Below are 263 nucleotides of genomic sequence, written 5' to 3'. Positions count from 1 at the left end.
CGGTATTGGTTCGATAATATATGGAAAGCTGGCTGATCGTTACAGTGTAAAAAGACTATTAATTATTTCTATTATCATATTTGTAGCTGGTTCTATTGTTGGATTTGTGAATCAATCTTATGATATTATCATTTTCGCAAGGTTAGTGCAGGCGAGCGGCGGAGCAGCGTTTATTGCGCTTAGTATGATTGCGGTGGCGAAATTAGTTGCTCCAGCTAAAAAACCAGGTGCGTTAGCAATGATTAGTTCTTCTATTGCATTAG

At 38.0% G+C, this 263-nt stretch carries 1 protein-coding gene; it reads left to right on the top strand.

Translation table 11 applies throughout. The features are described 5' to 3' along the window. On the top strand, positions 1–263 hold a 263-nt coding region (locus ACS2QP_RS27950; protein ID WP_438883096.1), incomplete at both ends, for an MFS transporter.

The organism is Bacillus cereus group sp. Bce019 (genome assembly GCF_051781745.1).
Taxonomy (GTDB): domain Bacteria; phylum Bacillota; class Bacilli; order Bacillales; family Bacillaceae_G; genus Bacillus_A; species Bacillus_A cereus.
The sequence above is the reverse complement of the archived record's forward strand: the minus strand, read 5'-3'. Positions and strand labels throughout refer to the sequence as shown.